An 18,313-nucleotide genomic window follows, 5' to 3' on the forward strand; every position below is an offset into this window, starting at 1 on the left:
CAGATACCCCGGAGGGGTATACCTGCGAAGCGGGTTCGCAGTGATGGCCGTCACCATCACGCCACCGGTCGGCCGATACCCGACCGGGGTATCCTCGTGCGGTGCCCGAGACAACCGACCGTGCCGCGCAGCCCCGCGCAACGACCCCTGGGCTCACCGCCTGCAGCCTCTGCGCCGGGGAGACCCTCGGCTCCTGCGACCCGCTCCCCGGCGGTCAGCTGGCGCGCCTTCGCGCCCTGGAGTCCGACGGCGTAGCGCGGCTCGCCCTCGCCGAGTGCCTCGACGAGTGCGAGCGGGGCGACGTCGTCGTCGCTCGCCCGAGCTCCGCAGGCCGGGAGGTCGCCGGCCGGCCGGTCTGGTTCGAACGCCTGGCGGGTGACGAGCCGACGACCCGCCTCCGGGAGTGGCTGGCGACCGGCGGGCCCGGTGTCGCGGAGCTACCCGCCGAGCTGCGCCCTCTCGTCATCAATCGTTCGGCCGAGTCGCAGGACTGAAGTCCCTGGTCATGCCGGTGAAGCCCTTTATCGCAGATCGAACACTTCGGTCAAGGACGACATAGCGCCACGCGCCGGTCGTGACTCGATTGTGACTTCTCCGTGATCTTGGGTTACCGTCAATCCGCTCGCGGCACCTCCGTGAGCACCCGAGGCGGACGCCGAGCCCTGTCACCGTCCCGAGGTTCGTACGACCAGATGACAGGGACGGGGGACCCATGCAAGTGGGCACCACCGGTGTCCTTGGGGTGAAGCCGCACGTGTGCGGCCGGGTCAGTCTCCGATCCGAACCCGACAGCTCACCTCGCAGGCGGCAGGAGAACCGACGTGACCTCATGCACGCCCGGGCGCCATCGCGCTGCCCGTAGCCCCATCACCCCGCTGACCCCTCTCTCTCGAGCCGCTGCCCGCGGCCTGGGCGCCGCCGCCCGCCGGGGAGCGGTCGTCGCCGCCGGCTCCGGCCTCATCGTGGGGATGTTCAGCGCCCCCGCCAACGCGGCACCGAAGTCCGACCACGCCGTCTCGTCGGTCGACCTCGAGGCCCTGACCGCCCAGGCCAACCAGGCGCTGGCCGCGTCACCCGCGGTGACCGTCGCCGCCGACACCGAGTTCACCGTGGAGACCGGCACGATCGCCGTGACCCCGGCACCCGAGCCGGAGCCCGAGCCGGAGCCGGAGCCCGAGCCCGTCTCCCGTACCGAGGTGCGCGCCGCCGTCGCCACCGTCGAGGAGCCCGAGGAGGAGGTCGTCGCCCCCGCGTCAGCCGCCAACTCCAGCGTGGTCTCCATCGGGATGCAGTACCTCGGCGTTCCGTACCTCTGGGGCGGCTCGACCCCCGCCGGGTTCGACTGCTCGGGCTTCACCTCGTACGTGTACGCCCAGGTCGGCATCAACCTGCCGCGCACGTCGTCGGAGCAGCGCTACGCCGGCACCGTCGTGTCGCGTGCCGAGGCCCAGCCGGGCGACCTCATCTGGAGCCCCGGCCACATCGCGATCTACGCGGGCGACGGCATGCAGATCGAAGCCCCCGTGCCCGGCGAGACCGTGCGCTACAGCTCGGTCTGGCAGGACAGCCCGACGTTCATCCGCGTCGGCTGATCCCAGCACAGCACGCACGAGGGGCCCCCGCCGTCCGGCGGGGGCCCCTCGTGGCATGCCGAGACCAGGCTCAGGCGGCTGCGCGCTGCACTTCCGGCCGACGACGCAGGGCCGCCTGCTGGATGGCGGGCGGGTCGTAGGCCACATCGAGGCGGCTGACGTCAACGCCGGGCGGCACGACAGCGTCGATCCTGTCGAGGACCTCGTCGCTGAGGACAACGTCGGCGCCGGCGAGGGCGCTGTCGAGGTGCTCCATCGTGCGCGGGCCGATGATCGCCGACGTGACGCCCGGGTGGGAGACGGCGAACGCCAGCGCGAGGTGGTTCAGCGGGATCCCCGCGTCCTGAGCGATCGGGAGGAGCTGCTCCACGGCGTCCAGACGGCGCTCGTCGCGCATGTGCCGGAACCCGAACCGCGTCCGGTGCGTGTCGTTGTCCTGGCCCTTGCGGTAGCGGCCGGTGAGGAGCCCGCCGGCCAGCGGGCTCCACACGAGGGTGCCCATCCCGTACTGCTGCGCCACAGGCAGGACGTCCCGCTCGATGCCGCGATCAAGGATCGAGTAGGGCGGCTGCTCCACCCGGAAGCGCTCCAGACCGCGACGCTCCGCGACCCACTGGGCCTCGACCATCTCGGCCGCGGGCATGGTGGACGATCCGATGGCCCGTACCTTGCCCGAACGGACCAGGTACGTCATGGCCGCGAGGGTGTCCTCGATGTCGGTGTCCGGGTCCGGCCGGTGGATCTGGTACAGGTCCAGGTAGTCCGTCTGCAGGCGGCGCAGCGAGTTCTCGACCTCCGCGATGACCCAGCGGCGGGAGTTGCCGCGGCGGTTCGGGTCGTCTCCCATCGGCAGGTGCACCTTGGTGGCGAGGACGACGTCGTCACGGCGCCCCTTGAGCGCCTTGCCCACGATCTCCTCGGACTCGCCGTCGGAGTACGCGTCGGCGGTGTCGATGAAGTTGATGCCGGCGTCGAGGGCCTTGTGGATGATCTTGATCGAGTCGTCGTGGTCCGGGTTGCCGACCGCGCCGAACATCATCGCGCCGAGCGCGTAGGGGCTGACCTTGATGCCGGTCCGGCCGAGGTTGCGGTACTGCATGGCTCCTCCTCAGGTCTGGTGAGCGGTGCCGCGATGCCGTACTCTCAACTAAGCGGAACGCTCTTCCAGAACTATATGGAAAGGCGTTCCGGTTAGCAAGGGATCGGAGGGAAGTGACCCAGGACACAGCGTCGCGACCACTGCGCGCCGACGCGCAGCGCAACATCGACGCGCTGCTGGAGGCCGCCAAGACGGTCTTCCGGACGTCAGGCGTCGATGCGCCCGCCAAGGAGATCGCCGACCTCGCGGGGGTCGGCGTCGGGACGCTGTACCGGCACTTCCCCAAGCGCTCGGACCTGGTCACGGCCGTCTTCCAGCACGAGGTCGACGCCTGCGCGGCCGCTGCCCCCGCTCTCGCCGACGAGAACGAGCCGGGCGTCGCGCTCGAGAAGTGGCTGCACCGCTACACCGAGTTCCTCGCCACCAAGCGTGGGCTCGCCTCGGCCCTTCACTCGGGCGACCCGGCGTTCGACGCCCTGCCCTGCTACTTCATGGAGCGCCTCGGGCCTGCTCTCGACTCGCTCCTGGAGGCCGCCGTCGAGGCCCGGGAGATCCGCGCCCTCGTGAGCCCGCAGGACCTCCTCTACGCCGTCTCCAAGCTCTCCCTGCCCCTGGGCGACGAGGAGGCCGGCCACGGCAGACGCATGGTCGACCTGCTGGTCGACGGCCTGCGCCACGGAGCCGGCCCGAGCCGGTAGGACAGCTCGTAGATCAGGGGCAGTCTTTGCCGGTCCACGGACACCTGGCCGGATCGAAGTCCGGGTGTCCCCTGTCGGCGAGGAAGCGCTTTGTGGGCTCGTAGGTCGGCTTCAGCACCCTGGCCACCGCGAAGACCGAGACGTCGCGCGCGCCGGCTCGCTTCAGGGCCGCTGCGGAGGACTGCGCATTGGATCCGCTGACCCACGAGTCGTCGATCAGAAGGACGTGCTCCGGCACCTCGACACCGTGCGGAACAAGGAAGTTCTCCGGCCGGAACGAGTGCTTGACGAACCCGTCGCCGACGGCGACCAGAGGTACCTGTGCCTCCGGACGACGCGCCAATCCCTTGACAAGCTTCGTCAGCACGTCGCGACCCTTCGATGACGGTACGACAGCCCAGCCCATGTTCGAATAGTCGATACCAGCCAGTTTCAGGTCGCACGCCACGTGAGACCGCAGCCCCAGGGCGAGAAGCGAACGCATCACGAGAATGTGCTCAGGCCCAGGAAAGTCGCCCTTGTACTGCTGCACGAGTCGGTACGCCTGCGCGTCATACTGCTCGGCGTAGACCATCAGTCCCACCCGGTCAGCGATCGACGTCGACTCTGCCAGGTGTCCCCGGCACGGTGGACACCTGCTGTCGAGCGCATGGTTGACGGGAGTCCCGCAGACGGCACACGTGATACCAGGCGAAAACGCGACGTTGTGCAGGTACCCGCTGTGAAACGCGGTGAGATAGTCCGCGACCGCCTGCACGTTCGCCGGAAGCTGACTCGTCACGCGCCCGCCAGCGCGGCGAGCGCTTCCTCGGCGAGACGCGGTCGCTCGCGAATCTCCGACACAGCATGCCCCAGGTCGGACATGGATCCCACAACGTGCACGCCGGGCGAGCCACGAAGGGCTGAGCCCCATGAGGTTGACGAGGCAACTCGCTCGGTCAGGATGACCGGCCGGCCATGGTCACCCGCCCGTCGCACCTGATTGCGCGTTCCGCTGTGCTCACCAGCCTCGATCACGATGGTCGCCAGGCCGTACCCCGACATCGACGCATTCCGCATGGGAAAGGACTGCTTCGACGGTGGCGCATCCGGGAGGAACTGCGAAAGCACCAGACCGCGCTCGGCAATCTCTCTCTGCAACCCCGCATTGGCAGCCGGGTACGACCGGGCAATCCCTGTGCCGATGAACGCGACGGTTCGCCCGCCCGCTTCAAGCGCCGCACGATGAGCTGCTGCGTCGATCCCAGCAGCCAGACCACTGATGACAGTCAGCCCCTCCTCAACCAGAAAGCGTGCGACGTCGGCCGCGAGGCGCTGCCCCTCGACTGATGCACTCCTCGATCCGACGACCGACATCCCGTCGTCAACACTACGAAGGTCCCCCTCGTAGAACAGGAACGGTGGGGTCTCGTGCACGTCCAGCAGTCGACGAGGGTATGTCGAGTCAAGAACTGTGGTAAACGAAAGACGCCGAGCCTCCCACGCCGAAATCTCGGCCGAGGCAGCCTCCAGCCCGGAGTCGCTCCCCGGAAGGTCGAAAAGCGCCTCGTCGGCCTGCGAGGCGTTCCAGATCGCCATTGCACTACCTTCAAAGGCAACCCCTGCGGCGATCCGTGCCCACGGTTCGCCTCCGCGACGCAACAGCGCGAACAATGCAGCGTGCTCGTGGGTCTGCGGCATCATGGTGCCAGCCTAGAGCGCCGCAGCCGGATACGACATCGTGGGCCGCGAACGTTGTGGAACTGTTGTTCGAATCCTGGCGCAACACCCGCCGACGGGGCTGGCGGCGACCAGGTAGCTGCTCCCCGTCTGACACTCGGAGGGGGAACGGCTACCTGGTCGTCACGCTCGGGACCCGGTCACTCGGCCAGGAGGTTCTCCATGGTCTCGATCTCGGCCGTCTGGCTCTCGATGATCGACTCCGCCATGGCGATCGCCTCGGCGTCGGCGCCGTCGGCGACCTCCGTCTCGGCCATGGCCACCGCGCCCTCGTGGTGGGCGATCATCTGCTCGAGGAACAGGTCGCCTGCCGTGGCGCCGTCGGCGTCGGCGAGGGCCTTCAGGTCGTCCTCGCTCATCATGCCGTCCATGCCGTGGCCCATGTCAGCCATGTCCCCGGCGTCGGCGCCCCACTCCTCGAGCCACGTGTTCAGCTGGTCGATCTCGGGCGCCTGAGCGGCCTTGATCTGGCCCGCGAGGGCTGCGATCTCCGGGTCGAGCCCCGGCTTGTCAGCCACCAGGTCGGACATCTCCACGGCCTGCTCGTGGTGCGGGATCATCATCTGCGCGAACATCACGTCCGCATCGTTGAACTCGCCGGTCTCACCCGACGCGCCGCAGGCGGTCAGCCCGAGCACGGTGGTGAGTGCGGCCAGGGTCGCAAGGGTGCGCTTCATGGAATTGCCTCTCGGTAGTACGTCGTAGGTCACCGATCATGCGGTGGGCACGCTGCTGACGCCGGTGCTCCTGAGGGTCACCGGCGAACGGCGTGCTCCTACGTCCTGCTGATCCCGAGAGCGATGAGCGACGGCGCGGCGACGGGCGCGAGCCGGGGAGCGAGCGGAGGCGCGAGCGCGCCCACGGCGAGCGTGGGCAGACCCCAGGGGAGCGCCCGGCGGCGGGGGCGGGCCGCGCCGACGACCGACACCAGGATCATCAGGCACATCGCGGAGAGCGCCGTCTCCGAGCCGCAGCCGTCGTGGCACGACCCGTGGTCGGGAGCGGGCTGGGCCTGGACCTCGCCGGACCCGGACGGGGAGCCCGAGCTGTGACTCGCGGTGGCGACCACGACGAGCGCGGACCGGCCCCCGGCGGCGTGGTGCGAGGGACCGTTCATCGCGTGCATGACGACGACGCCGAGCACCAGGCTCGCGACGAGCGCGACGAGACCGGCACGGCGGACCCACCACCCAGCGACCAGGGGCAGCAGCCCCTGGGCACGCGCTCGTTCGATCCTCACCCGTCCCACTTTCATCCGGCCTGTCGTCGCCACGTGATGGTAACCAGGTCACCGCGAGGCACCAAGCCGTGACGCCGGACCCTTGCCACAGTCACCGCAGCGGTTACGCTGCACCGGTCATGCTGGTGATCACCCCGCTTCGTTCGTTCCTCCCCGCGCTGCGGCGAGGGACGCTCTCCGCGCTCCTGATCGCCGTCGTGATCGCGGGCGTCGTGTCGATGCACAGCCTCTGCGGCTCCCCGGGCGCCACCGCCCCGGCCACGTCGGCGACCGCCGCCCACGCAGCCCACCACGCGGGCGAGACCGCGGACGAGACCTCGGACGAGTCCGGCGGCAAGGCCGCAGGGGCGCACGGCGCGGCGAGCGGGCACCACGAGCACCATCACGAGGACGGCTGCGAGTGCCCCGGCACCGCCGCCATGTGCCTCATGGTGCTGGCCGGCCTGCCGATCCTGGCCGCACCCCCGGCGACCCTCAACGGGCCGACGACGTCGCCGGTCCAGTGGGGGCCCCTGGTCGCCGCAGACCGTCGCACCACGGACCAGCCGTCCCTGCACGCCCTCGGCATCTCCCGGACGTAGCAACGCACACCGTCACCCCCTGCGGGACCTCTCCGCAGGCGGACAGCCGTGTGCACACCACTACGAGACGGAAGACCCCGACCATGCGAAGCACTCTCGCGCCCAGGACGGCGTGCGCCCTGCTCGCGGCGATCGTCCTGACGATCTGCTGCGCGGCGCCCGCCTCGGCCCACACCAAGCTCGCCTCGTCCGACCCCGCGGACGGGTCGACGTCCGACGACGCCGTCACCGCCGTCACCCTGACCTTCACCCTCCCGGTGACCCCCGTCGGCGACACGGTCGTGATCGACGGCCCCGAGGGACCGGTCGGCACCGTGATCACCCAGGCGGACGACGGCGCCGTCGTCGTCGCCACGCCCGCCGCTCCCCTGCCGGAGGGCCACTACGAGGTGACCTGGACCGTCGCGGCGCAGGACGGGCACCCGCTCACCGGAGCCCTCCAGTTCAGCGTCGGCGCGGAGGCCGCCGCACCGCCCACCTCCCACTCGGGGCACTCGATGGGATCGATGCGGCACGAGCCGTCGCCGGTCGTCGTCGCGGTCGGACGGCTCGGCAACGCCACGACGCTGTGGGGATGGCTCGTGGCCGCCGGAGGTCTCGTCTTCACGGCGCTGGCGCTACGGGGACGCGACCGCCACGACGTCCCGGCGGCTCTCGCCGCCCTCCGCTGGACCGGAGCGCTGATCCTCGGCGGTCTGCTGCTCCGGCTCGTCGCACGATCGGTCACCCTGGCGCACGGAGATCTCGCGGCGGCGGTCTCGCCGCCGGACCTGGTCGACGCCCTCGCCGGGACGACGGGCCTGGTGGTCGGGCTGCAGGCCGCCGGGGCGCTCGCCGTGCTGCTCGGTACCGGACGCAGCGTGCGCGGGTCCGTGGCCGCGATGGCCGGCGTGGCGCTCGCCGGGGCAGGGTTCGTCCTCGACGGGCACAGCAACACGATGGAGCCCCGCTGGGTGGTGCTGGCGGCGGACGTCGCCCACCTGGCCGCCGCCGCCACCTGGCTCGGCGGGGTGGTGACGCTGGCATTCGTCCTCCGCCGCCGACGCCGGGACGGGCGCGACCTCGACGCCGCCCTGATGGGGACGCGGTTCTCCGTGATCGCCGCGGGCTCGCTGGCGGTCGTCGGCCTCGCGGGCACGCTGCTCGCCGTCGCGATGCTCGACCGCCCGGCCCAGCTCTGGGAGACCGAGTGGGGGCTGGCCCTGCTCGCCAAGGTCGCCGTCGTGGCCGTCGTCGCGCTCCTCGGCGCCTACAACCACTTCCACACGGTGCCGCTCCTGACCGGGGCGACCACCGGTCGCCGGCACGGCCGGTCCTCCGGCGACGCCCTGCGCCGCAGCGCCACGCCGGAGACCGTCCTGATGGTCGCGATCGTCCTGATCACCGGCTGGCTGGTCGGCGCGTCGATGGACGGGTAGCGGGGCCTCAGAGCGCGATCGGCACCCTGCTGGTCAGGAGGCCGGCGTCGCTGAGGAACCGCTCGAGCGCGATGATCGCGACCCCCGTGGCCACGGAGTTGCCGCGGACCGTCGAGACCTCGAGCCGCAGGTCGTGGGCCGAGCGACCGGGAGCCTGCTCCACCAGCCGCTCGCGCGCGGCGGCGAGAAGGTGCTCCCCGAGCGCCCAGGTGGTCCAGCCGGTGAGCGTCACCAGCTCCGGGTTGATGACGGCGACGAGGTCGGCCAGCGCGGAGCCGAGGTAGCGCGCGGTCCGGGCGATCGTCTCCTGGACCGCCGGGTCCGGCTCCGGCCCGTCGGCCGCCTCCGCCATGGAGAGGATGAAGTCACGCTGCAGGGCCAGGTCGGCGAGCGGGTGGTCGGGCTCGATCTCGCGCAGAGTCTGCTGGATGCCGGGTGCGCCCACGTACGCCTCGACGCAGCCGTGCCGCCCGCAGCGGCACTCCCGGCCGTCCAGGACGAGCAGCGAGTGCCCCCACTCCCCCGCGGAGTTGGTCGCGCCGCGCAGGATGCGGCCCTCCAGGACGATCCCGGCGCCCACGCCGGTGCCCAGGTTGATGGTGACCATGCTCGAGAAGTAGCGGCCACGGCCCAGCCACAGCTCGGCCGTGGCGATCACCTTGAGCGGGTTGTCGATGCTCAGGGGCAGGCCTACCCGCTCGCGCAGCCGCTCGAGGTCCACCTTGTGCCAGGTCCAGTGCGGCACGACCACGGAGACGCCGGACGCTCCCTGCACGAGCCCGGGGAGGGCCACACCCACGCCGAGGACGGCGTCGCGGGTGACGCCGCCCTCGGCCAGCACGTTGTCCAGCACGCGCCCGATGCTCTCCACGACCGAGGCGGGGTCGAGGTCGTGCTCGTCGCGCGGCTCCTCGGCGGAGGCCACCTGGTTGAGCGCGGCGTCGAACATGACGGCCCGCACGTACGTCTCCGCGACGTCGATCCCGACGACCCGGCCCCGGGCGGCGTTCATGACCAGGGTGGCGGTGGGGCGCCCGACCCGGCCCGCGGTCAGCTTCGTCTCCGCGACGATGCCTTCGCTGATCAGCTCGCCCACCACCGTCGCCACGGTCGCCGGGCTCAGGCCCGTCGACCGCGTGATCTCGTTGCGGGTGGTCTCGCCGGCCGACAGCACCGCGTGGAGCACGTCGAGCCGGGACTCGCTGCGGATGTCGCGGGACGTCCGTCTCGGGACAGCCATGTTCACTCCTGGACCGCGGTGACGTGCACGCGCCCGAGCAGCGGGGACTCCTCCCCCCGGGTCGCGCGGACCATGAATCGGATCGACCCAGTATTCCACGGTGCGGGCAGCCAGAGCCGACCAGGATCGCCTCCGGTGAAGCGGGGCCGCCGCGGGTCGTCGAGCCACACGCGCCCCAGGAGCTCGCCCGCCGCGAAGACACTCACCCGCACCTGACGTCCCTCGAACCGCAGGGACAGCCCGCCGGGAGGCACCTCCGCCTCGAACCAGGCCTCCTCCCCGGGCGCCGGCTCCAGCGGCAGCCCGACGGCGGTCCCGGGCGCGCTCGCCGCGGAGAGCGCGAGCAGGGCGTCGTCGGGCTGCGCCTCCACGTCCCAGCCGTGCACGACGTCGAGCCGGAGCAGCTCGGCACGCAGCCCGGACCCGGGCAGGTGCGGCACGGTGACCGCGGCCTCGCGCCCCTCTCCGGGGCCGAGGTAGGCCCAGGGGTCCTCCTGCGTCACGACGCGCGCGACGCCGTCGACCGTCAGCCGCACCGAGCCCGCGACGCCGTCCAGGTGCAGCACGTGGTGCGACCGCCCGTCGACGGGGAGGCGGCGGCGGTAGGTGACCGCCTCCCCCACCCGGGTGCTGCTCCAGCCCGCGAGGGAGCGCACCGGCGCCGGGTCACCGGACCACGTGCCGTCGCCGCTCGCCTCCCAGAGGGCGGAGACGTCCTCCCGCCCGACGACCGACCACACCCGTCCCAGCCCGCGCAGGGAGCCAAGACGCAGGGCCGGTAGCCGGACGTCGTCGAAGTTGGCGTGGCCCCAGGTCTCCACCGTGGCCGAGAGCCGCTGGGCGCCCGCCACCGGCACGAGGAACGACGCCCCGAACCCGGCGACGGTCGGCAGGGCCTCGCCGTCGAGCGTGAGGTCGACGATGTCGGACGCGCCCTGGACGAGGAGCTCGGCGGCGCCGTCGACCCGGGTGGAGTAGTGCGTCCGGCCGCGGAAGACGCCCACCTCCTCGGACCACGGCGGCAGGTCGTGGCGGACGGTGGCCCCGTCTCGCGTGCGGAGGTCCAGCCGGGCCACGGCGTCGATCACCGCGGTCCCGCCCTCGGCGGCCGGGACCGCCGGCACCGAGCCGACGTCGTCGGGGTGGCGTACGACGACGTCCCACCCGGCCCCCGCGGTCCCGACCCGGACCCGGACCGGCGCGCCGGGAGCGGGTGCCGGGAGATCGGTCCGGACGGGCACGCCCTTCGCGGGCTCGAGGACGAGCACGCTCGCGCCGCGTGCCGACAGCTCCAGGCCGTCCGGCCCGGCGCCCACGAGGTCGGCCGTCGCCAGCCGCGCCGTGCCGGGCAGCCCGTGGGCCGCGAGGGGCAGGTCGCGCAGGACGAGGAGGCAGGACGCCGGCGGCAGCGGGACGGTGACCTCGTCCAGGCCGCCGGACGCCGGGAGGGTGACCGTCCCCGGCTCGTCGGTGAGGTTCGGGACGCCGAGGAGCTCACCACCGCCGTCGAGCAGGAGCCGGGACGGGGCGGCGCTCGTGGCGACGTCCGTCCGGTACGCACCGGTCGCGTCCTCGGTGGTGGCCCGCGCGAGCGCCGGGCCGAGCGTGCGCACCAGCGCCGCGAGGACCCGCGCCTCGGCGTGCTCGGGCCGTGCCCCGCCGACCGGGTCGAGGTACCCGCCGAAGTCGTAGTCGTGCGACATGAAGCCGCCCGGGTCTCCCCAGTTGCCCACCGACGGCGTGTACCCGAAGTCGAAGCCCGACGCCTGCAGGTAGGGCGCGATCACCTTCGCCCCGCTGACGAGCAGCCGCCGCAGCGTGGCGTGGCGACGGTTGGTCTCCGTGACGAGCAGGGGCAGGTCCTGCCCGGCGACCAGGTCCGCGTACCGGCGGACCTCCGGCTCCACGAACGGCGACCGGTCGTCCGGGTAGAAGTTGAAGGCGGGCGCCACGCCGTCGACGCCGCCTGTCGCGCCCTGCCCGTCGCCCTGGCCCGCGCACGCGATCAGCGGCACGGCGACGCCGTGGCGCAGCGCCGCGTCCCGGAGCCGCCCCACGTACCCGGCCCGGTCAGCGGTGTCGAAGAAGTCCAGCTCGTTCTCGAGCTGGACGGCCACCACGGCGCCGCCGCGGTCGTGCTGCCGTTCGGCGAGGACCGGCAGCGCCCGGTCGAACCAGGCCTCCACCTGCGCTAGGTAGCGCGGCTCGGCCTGGCGCACGCGCAGGCCGTCGTCGAGCCCGAGCCACGCGGGCAGGCCTCCGCCGTCCCACTCGGAGCAGATGTACGGCCCGGGCCTCGCGATCACGCCGAGGCCCGCGTCGCGGGCGAGGTCGAGGAACGCCCCGACGTCGCGCCGGCCGGTGAAGTCCCACCGGCCGGGCGCCACCTCGTGGAAGTTCCACGGGAGGTACACGTCCACGAGGTCGTACCCCGAGGCGCGCACCGCGGCGAGGCGCGACGCCCACGACTCGCGCGGGATGCGGAAGTAGAACAGGGAGGCGCACAGCCGGACCTGCTCACCGCCGTCGAGCACGAGGCCGGAGGGTCCGAGCCCCACGGCGCGACCGGTCGTTGCCGTCACTTGACACCTGCGCTTCCCACGGAGACGTTCATCTCGTACAGGTACTTCTGCCCGAGGTAGTAGATGGCGATCATCGGGAGGGTGAGCAGGATCGAGCCCACCATGACGAGGTTCCAGGGCGGGAGCTGCATCGCGTTGCTCGTCGACGTCATGTACTGCAGGCCGAGCGCGAGGGGCATCATCTCCTCCTTGTTGAGGTAGATGAGCGGGCCCATGAAGTCGCCCCAGGTGGCCGTGAGCGTGAAGATCGCGATGGCCGTCAGGATCGGCCACATCATCGGCAGGATGATGCGGCGGTAGATACCGAAGTAGCCGAGCCCGTCCACCTGTGCCGCCTCGTCGAGCTCGCTGGGCAGACGGGACACGAACTGCCGCACGAGGAACACGTTGAACGCGTTCGAGAAGAAGTTCGGCACGATCAGCGGCAGGTAGGTGTTGACCCAGCCGAGCTCCTTGAACAGCAGGAACTGCGGGATCATCGTGATCTGCGCCGGGATCATCATGGTGGCGAGCACGACCATGAACATCACGCCCTTGCCGGGCGCCCGCAGGCGGGCGAAGGCGTAGCCCACGAGCGAGGACGAGATCACCTGGCCGACGGCGGACAGCGTCGCGATGATCACCGAGTTGATGACGAAGGTGCCCACGGGCAGGCCGGTGGCCGTGAAGACGTGGGAGAAGTTCGACCACACGAGCTCGCCCGGGATGATCGTGAAGGCGTTCTGCGCGCTGGTCCGGTCGCTCGCGAGCGCGATCGAGATCATCAGGAGGAACGGCACGAAGAAGATCGCCGAGACGATCAGCAGCACCGCGTAGGTGGCCGGCGAGGCCTGGAACGCCTTGAGCGTCCGTGCGCTGGCTCCGCCGTGGCCCTCGGGGCGGCCGACCGCCCCGAGAGCGGGGGCCTGGGTCGCGACGACCATCACCGCACCTCCGTCTCGTAGAAGACCCAGCCCCGCGCGGTGCGGAAGGCGAGGATCGTGAAGCCGATGATCACGACGAACAGCAGCCAGGCCACCGCTGACGCGTATCCCAGGTGGTAGAAGCCGAACGCCTCACGGAAGAGCAGCGGCACCACGGTGAGGCTGGCGTTGTCCGGACCGCCGTCGGTCAGGATGTAGACCTGCGAGAAGATCTGGAACGCGCCGATGAGCCCCATGATCAGGTTGAAGAAGATGATCGGGGTGATCATCGGGAAGGTGATGGACCAGAACTGCCGGATCGGGCCGGCGCCGTCGATCTCGGCCGCCTCGTAGAACTCCCGCGGGATGCCGTTCATGGCGCTGAGCAGCAGCACCGTCGCGGCGCCCGCGCCCCACGTGGACAGGACGATGAGCCCCGGCTTGACCCAGGTGGGGTCCAGCAGCCAGTTGGGGCCGTCCACGCCGAACAGGCCGAGCAGGTCGTTGAGCGGGCCGGACGGGGCGAGCACCATCTTGAAGACCATCGCCGTCGCGACGAGCGGCACAAGGGTCGGCAGGTAGATGAGGGTGCGGAAGAACTTGCGGCCGCGCACCTTCTTGTTGAGCAGGTTCGCCAGCCAGACGCCGATGGCCAGGCCGACCGGGACCGAGACGGCGGCGTAGAAGAAGGTGTTCCACAGCGCCTTCCAGAACACCGGGTCGCCGGTCAGGGCCTCGGTGTAGTTGTCGAGGCCGACGAACACGGGGTCGGTGAAGGAGTCCCACTCGGTGAGCGAGATGTAGACCGAGGAGATCATGGGTCCCAGGAGGAACCCGACGAAGCCGATGAGCCACGGCGAGATGAAGAGCCAGAAGTATCCGGCCTCGATCCTGCCGCGCCGGGTCAGCCTCGGGCGCAGGGGCGTGCGGCGAGTCGGTGCGTCCTCGGCGCGGTGCGGGCTCGTCGCCCGCACCGCGCCGAGGACCTCGCCGGTGTCGGCGGTCATCGGCCTTACTCGACGACGGACTCGAGCTTGGCCTGGATCACGTCGAGCTGCGTCTTCGCGTCGCCGCCCTCGTTCCAGAACGTCCCGAGGTTGTCGCTGAACGCCGCCTGCATCTCGGTCCACTCGGGGATCAGCGGCGAGGTGAAGACGAAGTCCGAGGACTCGCCGAACGCCGCCATGTTGATCTCCGTGGTGCCCGCCCACGTCGGCTTCAGGAACGCGTCGGACTTCTGCACCTCGATGTTGGCGGGCACGTCCTGCGCGTTCTCGATGATGAGCCCCTGCGCCTCGACGTCGGTGAGGAAGTCGATCGCCGTGAACGCCGCGTCCGGGTTCTCGGAGTCGCGCGAGATCGCCAGGCCGGAGCCGAAGGCCGACACGGCCTGCTCCTCGCCGCCCCACATCGGGGCGATGTCCCAGTTGAAGTCCGCCTCGAGCAGTCCGCCGATGGCCCAGAAGCCCGTCGTGTTCATGCCGAGCCTGCCCGCCGCGAAGGCGGGGTCGCCGCCCATGTCGGGACCCATGTCGGCGTACTCCTCCGCCGTGGGGACGACGTGGTGCTTGTGCGTGAGGTCGTTCGCCCACTGCAGCGCCTCGACGACCTCGGGCGAGTTCGCGGCCGGCTTCCCGGCGTCGTCGATGATCTGGCCGCCGTTCTGGTACGCGAAGCTCCACCACTGCGCCCACCAGCCGGCACCGCCGTAGCCCCACACGCCGTCGGCGGGGTTGGTGATCTTCTCCATCGCGGCCTGGGCGTCCTCCCAGGTCCAGTCGGCGTTCGGGTACTCGAGGCCCGCGGCGTCGAAGAGGTCCTTGTTGTAGTACACGATCATGGCGCCGGAGCGGTCCGGGATCGCGTAGACCTTGTCCTCGTACGAGTACAGCGTCCCGACGGGGCCGAAGCGGCCCTCGAGGTCCAGGTCCGCCTCGGCGACGAGCTCGTCGAGCGGCAGGAGCTGGTTCTTCGACGAGTAGACGTTCACGCCCTCGGCCACCTGCATGATGTCCGGTCCGTCGCCGCCCGCGATCATCGTCTGGACCTTCTGGTCGTACTGGTCGCCCGGGATCAGCTGGAGGTCGACCTTGATCTCGGGGTGCGCGGCCTCCAGGAGGTCGATGCGGTCCTGGTACGTCTTCTTGTCGTTGTCGCCGCCCCACACGGTCATCGTCAGGTTCGCGACTCCGTCGGCCTCCTCGCCACCGCCCCCACCGTCGGCCCCGCACGCCGTCAGTGCCGCCATGCCCAGGATCGCCGTCGCCGCGAGTCCCAGCCGGGTCCGCTTCTGCGCCTTCGTGTACATGTCCTCCGCCTCTCTGCGGTCGGGCACCGGCCTCGTCGCCGGCGCCACAGGTTGCAACGGGCTTAAATCTAACCATCGATGAAATTGGCGCAAGAGACGTTCGGTCACGAAACGGTGACGATGCAGGCGCTCACGCGCGGGCGCGGGCGCGGCGCGCAGCGGCGCGCAGCAGCGCATCCTCAGGCGCGCCCCTGCGCGCCGAGGCGTCCCGCTCGCGGCTGTGCCCTCAGCCGCGGCGCCGGGTGATGGTCCTGCCCAGCCAGACGAGCGGGTCGTAGCGCCGGTCGGCGACGCGCTCCTTCATCGGGATGAGGGCGTTGTCGGTGATCTTGATGCCCTCCGGGCAGACGTCGGTGCAGCACTTCGTGATGTTGCACCGGCCCAGCCCGTGCTGCTCCTGGGCGGCGGTCACCCGGTCCGCGACGTCGAGCGGGTGCATCTCGAGCTCCGCGACCCGCATCAGGAACCGCGGGCCGGCGAACGCGTCCTTGTTCTCCTCGTGGTCGCGCACCACGTGGCACGTGTCCTGGCACAGGAAGCACTCGATGCACTTGCGGAACTCCTGCGAGCGCCCCACGTCGGCCTGCGACATCCGGTACTCCCCCGGCGCCAGGCCGGGCGGAGGCGTGAACGGCGTGACCTCGCGCGCCTTCGCGTAGTTGTAGGACACGTCCGTCACGAGGTCCCGGATCACCGGGAACGTCCGCATGGGCGTCACGGTCACCACCTCGCCGGGCTCGAACACCGACATCCGGGTCATGCACAGCAGCCGGGGGCGCCCGTTGATCTCGGCCGAGCACGACCCGCACTTGCCCGCCTTGCAGTTCCACCGGATCGCGAGGTCGGGCGTCTGCGTGGCCTGCAGCCGGTGCAGGACGTCGAGCACCACCTCGCCCTCGTTGACCTCCACCTCGAAGTCGACCAGCTCGCCACCGGCGTCGTCCCCGCGCCACACCCGGAACCGGCCCGCGTAGCTCATGCGCTCGCTCCTTCGGGGTACGCGGTCAGCTCGGCCGCCGTGTGGTACTTCTCGAGCTCCGCGAGGTCGAACAGCGCGAGCAGGTCCTGGCGCATCGGCTCGCGCCCGGCCGGTTCGACGACGACCCGGGGCACCACGGGATCGTCGTCAGGCCCGCCGGCGCAGCGGGTGACCAGCATCCTGCGGCGCCACTCCGGGTCCAGCCCCGGGTGGTCCTCCCGGGTGTGGCCGCCGCGGCTCTCGGTGCGCAGGAGGGCCGACGACGCCACGGCCTCGCCCACCATGAGCATGTTCCGCAGGTCCAGGGCCAGGTGCCAGCCGGGGTTGTACTGCCGGTTTCCCTCGACGACGACGTCGCGCACCCGCGTCCGCAGCGCGTCCAGGCGCTCCAGCGCCTCGGTCATCTCGGCCTCGGTGCGGATGATGCCGACCAGGTCGTTCATCGCCTTCTGGAGCTCGGCGTGCAGCGTGTACGGGTTCTCGCCCGTCCCGCCCGGGTGCGGGTCGAACGGCGCGAGCGTCATCCGGGCCGCCGCCTCGACGTCCTGGTCGCGGACGACGGGACGGCGCTCCAGGCCCTCGACGTACGACGCCGCCCCGAGCCCCGCCCGGCGGCCGAACACCAGGAGGTCGGACAGCGAGTTGCCCCCGAGCCGGTTCGAGCCGTGCATCCCGCCGGCGCACTCCCCGGCCGCGAACAGCCCCGGCACGCGGGACTGCCCGGTGTCCGGGTCCACCTCGATGCCGCCCATCACGTAGTGGCACGTGGGGCCGACCTCCATGGCCTCGGCGGTGATGTCGACGTCGGCCAGCTCCTTGAACTGGTGGTACATCGACGGCAGGCGCCGCTTGATCTCCTCGGCGGGCATGCGGCTCGCGATGTCGAGGTAGACGCCGCCGTGCGGCGAGCCGCGGCCCTCCTTGACCTCGGTGTTGATGGCCCGGGCCACCTCGTCCCGAGGCAGCAGGTCAGGGGTGCGGCGGTTGTTCTCCTGGTCGAGGTACCAGCGGTCGGCCTCGTCCTCGGTGTCGGCGTACTGGCCCTTGAACACGTCCGGCACGTAGCCGAACATGAACCGGTCGCCGTCCGCGTTCTTGAGGACGCCGCCGTCGCCCCGCACGCCCTCGGTCACGAGGATGCCCTTGACGCTGGGCGGCCACACCATGCCCGTCGGGTGGAACTGGACGAACTCCATGTCGATGAGGGTCGCGCCCGCCCGCAGGGCGAGGGCGTGGCCGTCGCCCGTGTACTCCCACGAGTTCGAGGTGACCTGGTACGACTTGCCGATCCCGCCCGTGGCCAGCACGACGGCGGGCGCATCGAACCGCACCAGCCGGCCCGACTCCCGCCAGTACCCGAACGCCCCGGCGACCGCGCCGTCGTCGTCGGTCAGGAGCTCCGTGACGGTGCACTCGGCGAACACGCGCAGCCGGGCCTCGTAGTCGCCGAGCTCGGCGTGGTCGGCCTGCTGCAGCGCCACGATGCGCTGCTGCATGGTGCGGATGAGCTCGAGGCCCGTCCGGTCGCCCACGTGCGCGAGCCGCGGGTAGGTGTGCCCGCCGAAGTTCCGCTGGCTGATCCGGCCGTCCGGCGTGCGGTCGAACAGGGCGCCGTACGTCTCGAGCTCCCAGACGCGGTCGGGTGCCTCCTTCGCGTGCAGCTCCGCCATGCGCCAGTTGTTGACGAACTTGCCGCCGCGCATCGTGTCCCGGAAGTGCACCTGCCAGGAGTCGTTCTCGTTGACGTTGCCCATGGACGCGGCGCAGCCGCCCTCGGCCATCACGGTGTGCGCCTTGCCGAACAGGGACTTGCAGACGATCGCCGTCCGCAGCCCGCGTTCGCGCGCCTCGATCGCGGCGCGCAGCCCGGCGCCCCCCGCACCGATGACGAGGACGTCGTACTCGTGCAGTTCGGTCTCGGCCAAGGCCGGGCTCCTTCTCGATGAGTTTCGCTG

At 71.3% G+C, this 18,313-nt stretch carries 17 protein-coding genes and 1 riboswitch; of the genes, 5 read left to right on the forward strand and 12 right to left on the reverse strand.

The annotated features are described in order from the left end of the window. Positions 1-101 precede the first annotated feature (101 nt). Together D1350_RS13830 and D1350_RS13835 are read left to right on the forward strand one after the other, a co-directional pair. Positions 102-494, forward strand: a complete 393-nt coding sequence (locus tag D1350_RS13830; protein WP_125776596.1) for a hypothetical protein — start codon at positions 102-104, stop codon at positions 492-494. Positions 495-671: 177 nt separating this feature from the next. Next, positions 672-823, forward strand: a riboswitch (cyclic di-AMP (ydaO/yuaA leader). Continuing rightward, the gene (locus D1350_RS13835; RefSeq protein ID WP_125776597.1) at positions 822-1,592 is read left to right on the forward strand and encodes a C40 family peptidase; all 771 of its coding nucleotides are present in this window, start codon (positions 822-824) and stop codon (positions 1,590-1,592) included. It overlaps the preceding riboswitch by 2 nt. Positions 1,593-1,662: 70 nt before the next feature. On the opposite strand, the gene D1350_RS13840 is transcribed toward D1350_RS13835, so the two are convergent. Beyond that, positions 1,663-2,691: an aldo/keto reductase gene (locus D1350_RS13840; RefSeq protein ID WP_125776598.1), complete on the reverse strand. Its 1,029-nt coding sequence runs from the start codon at positions 2,689-2,691 to the stop codon at positions 1,663-1,665. 113 nt (positions 2,692-2,804) lie between these two features. Here D1350_RS13840 and D1350_RS13845 point away from each other — a divergent pair, with 113 nt between their 5' ends. Beyond that, a complete protein-coding gene (locus D1350_RS13845; protein ID WP_125776599.1) occupies positions 2,805-3,389 on the forward strand; it encodes a TetR/AcrR family transcriptional regulator in 585 nt (194 codons plus the stop codon). Between the two features lie 13 nt (positions 3,390-3,402). On the opposite strand, the gene D1350_RS13850 is transcribed toward D1350_RS13845, so the two are convergent. From D1350_RS13850 to D1350_RS13865, 4 genes are all read right to left on the reverse strand, one after another. Beyond that, positions 3,403-4,170, reverse strand: coding sequence for a ComF family protein (locus tag D1350_RS13850; RefSeq protein WP_125776600.1), 768 nt, complete (start codon positions 4,168-4,170; stop codon positions 3,403-3,405). Continuing rightward, positions 4,167-5,072: a DNA-processing protein DprA gene (locus tag D1350_RS13855; RefSeq protein WP_125776601.1), complete on the reverse strand. Its 906-nt coding sequence runs from the start codon at positions 5,070-5,072 to the stop codon at positions 4,167-4,169. Before D1350_RS13855 ends, D1350_RS13850 begins: the two co-directional genes overlap by 4 nt. Positions 5,073-5,248: 176 nt before the next feature. Beyond that, the gene (locus tag D1350_RS13860) at positions 5,249-5,785 is read right to left on the reverse strand and encodes a DUF305 domain-containing protein (RefSeq protein ID WP_125776602.1); all 537 of its coding nucleotides are present in this window, start codon (positions 5,783-5,785) and stop codon (positions 5,249-5,251) included. Positions 5,786-5,883: 98 nt separating this feature from the next. Continuing rightward, complete coding sequence (locus D1350_RS13865; RefSeq protein ID WP_125776603.1) at positions 5,884-6,348, reverse strand: hypothetical protein; 465 nt, start codon at positions 6,346-6,348, stop codon at positions 5,884-5,886. A gap of 119 nt (positions 6,349-6,467) precedes the next feature. On the opposite strand from D1350_RS13865, the gene D1350_RS13870 reads away from it, so the two are divergent. Together D1350_RS13870 and D1350_RS13875 are read left to right on the forward strand one after the other, a co-directional pair. Then, positions 6,468-6,929 carry a DUF6153 family protein gene (locus tag D1350_RS13870; protein ID WP_125776604.1) on the forward strand — a complete coding sequence of 154 codons (462 nt, stop codon included), beginning with the start codon at positions 6,468-6,470 and terminating at the stop codon, positions 6,927-6,929. A gap of 83 nt (positions 6,930-7,012) precedes the next feature. Continuing rightward, positions 7,013-8,347, forward strand: coding sequence for a copper resistance CopC/CopD family protein (locus D1350_RS13875; RefSeq protein WP_125776605.1), 1,335 nt, complete (start codon positions 7,013-7,015; stop codon positions 8,345-8,347). Between the two features lie 7 nt (positions 8,348-8,354). Here the strand turns inward: D1350_RS13875 and D1350_RS13880 are convergent, their stop codons facing one another. The 7 genes from D1350_RS13880 to D1350_RS13910 all read right to left on the reverse strand — a co-directional run bounded on the left by D1350_RS13880 (position 8,355) and on the right by D1350_RS13910 (position 18,283). Beyond that, positions 8,355-9,587, reverse strand: coding sequence for an ROK family transcriptional regulator (locus D1350_RS13880; protein ID WP_125776606.1), 1,233 nt, complete (start codon positions 9,585-9,587; stop codon positions 8,355-8,357). 2 nt (positions 9,588-9,589) lie between these two features. Next, positions 9,590-12,169 carry a beta-galactosidase gene (locus D1350_RS13885; RefSeq protein WP_164545172.1) on the reverse strand — a complete coding sequence of 860 codons (2,580 nt, stop codon included), beginning with the start codon at positions 12,167-12,169 and terminating at the stop codon, positions 9,590-9,592. Further along, positions 12,166-13,092 carry a carbohydrate ABC transporter permease gene (locus tag D1350_RS13890; RefSeq protein WP_125776608.1) on the reverse strand — a complete coding sequence of 309 codons (927 nt, stop codon included), beginning with the start codon at positions 13,090-13,092 and terminating at the stop codon, positions 12,166-12,168. The genes D1350_RS13885 and D1350_RS13890 overlap by 4 nt, the downstream gene beginning before the upstream one ends. Beyond that, positions 13,092-14,078, reverse strand: a complete 987-nt coding sequence (locus D1350_RS13895; RefSeq protein ID WP_125776609.1) for a carbohydrate ABC transporter permease — start codon at positions 14,076-14,078, stop codon at positions 13,092-13,094. The genes D1350_RS13890 and D1350_RS13895 overlap by 1 nt, the downstream gene beginning before the upstream one ends. 5 nt (positions 14,079-14,083) lie before the next feature. Continuing rightward, entirely contained in the window at positions 14,084-15,406 is a 1,323-nt protein-coding gene (locus D1350_RS13900) for an ABC transporter substrate-binding protein (protein ID WP_240644097.1), read from the reverse strand. 199 nt (positions 15,407-15,605) lie between these two features. Beyond that, a complete protein-coding gene (locus D1350_RS13905; RefSeq protein WP_125776610.1) occupies positions 15,606-16,358 on the reverse strand; it encodes a succinate dehydrogenase/fumarate reductase iron-sulfur subunit in 753 nt (250 codons plus the stop codon). Next, positions 16,355-18,283, reverse strand: coding sequence for a fumarate reductase/succinate dehydrogenase flavoprotein subunit (locus D1350_RS13910; protein ID WP_125776611.1), 1,929 nt, complete (start codon positions 18,281-18,283; stop codon positions 16,355-16,357). Before D1350_RS13910 ends, D1350_RS13905 begins: the two co-directional genes overlap by 4 nt. Positions 18,284-18,313: the final 30 nt, after the last annotated feature.

Source organism: Antribacter gilvus, from assembly GCF_003946865.1.
In the GTDB taxonomy this organism is placed as follows: Bacteria; Actinomycetota; Actinomycetes; order Actinomycetales; family Cellulomonadaceae; genus Antribacter; species Antribacter gilvus.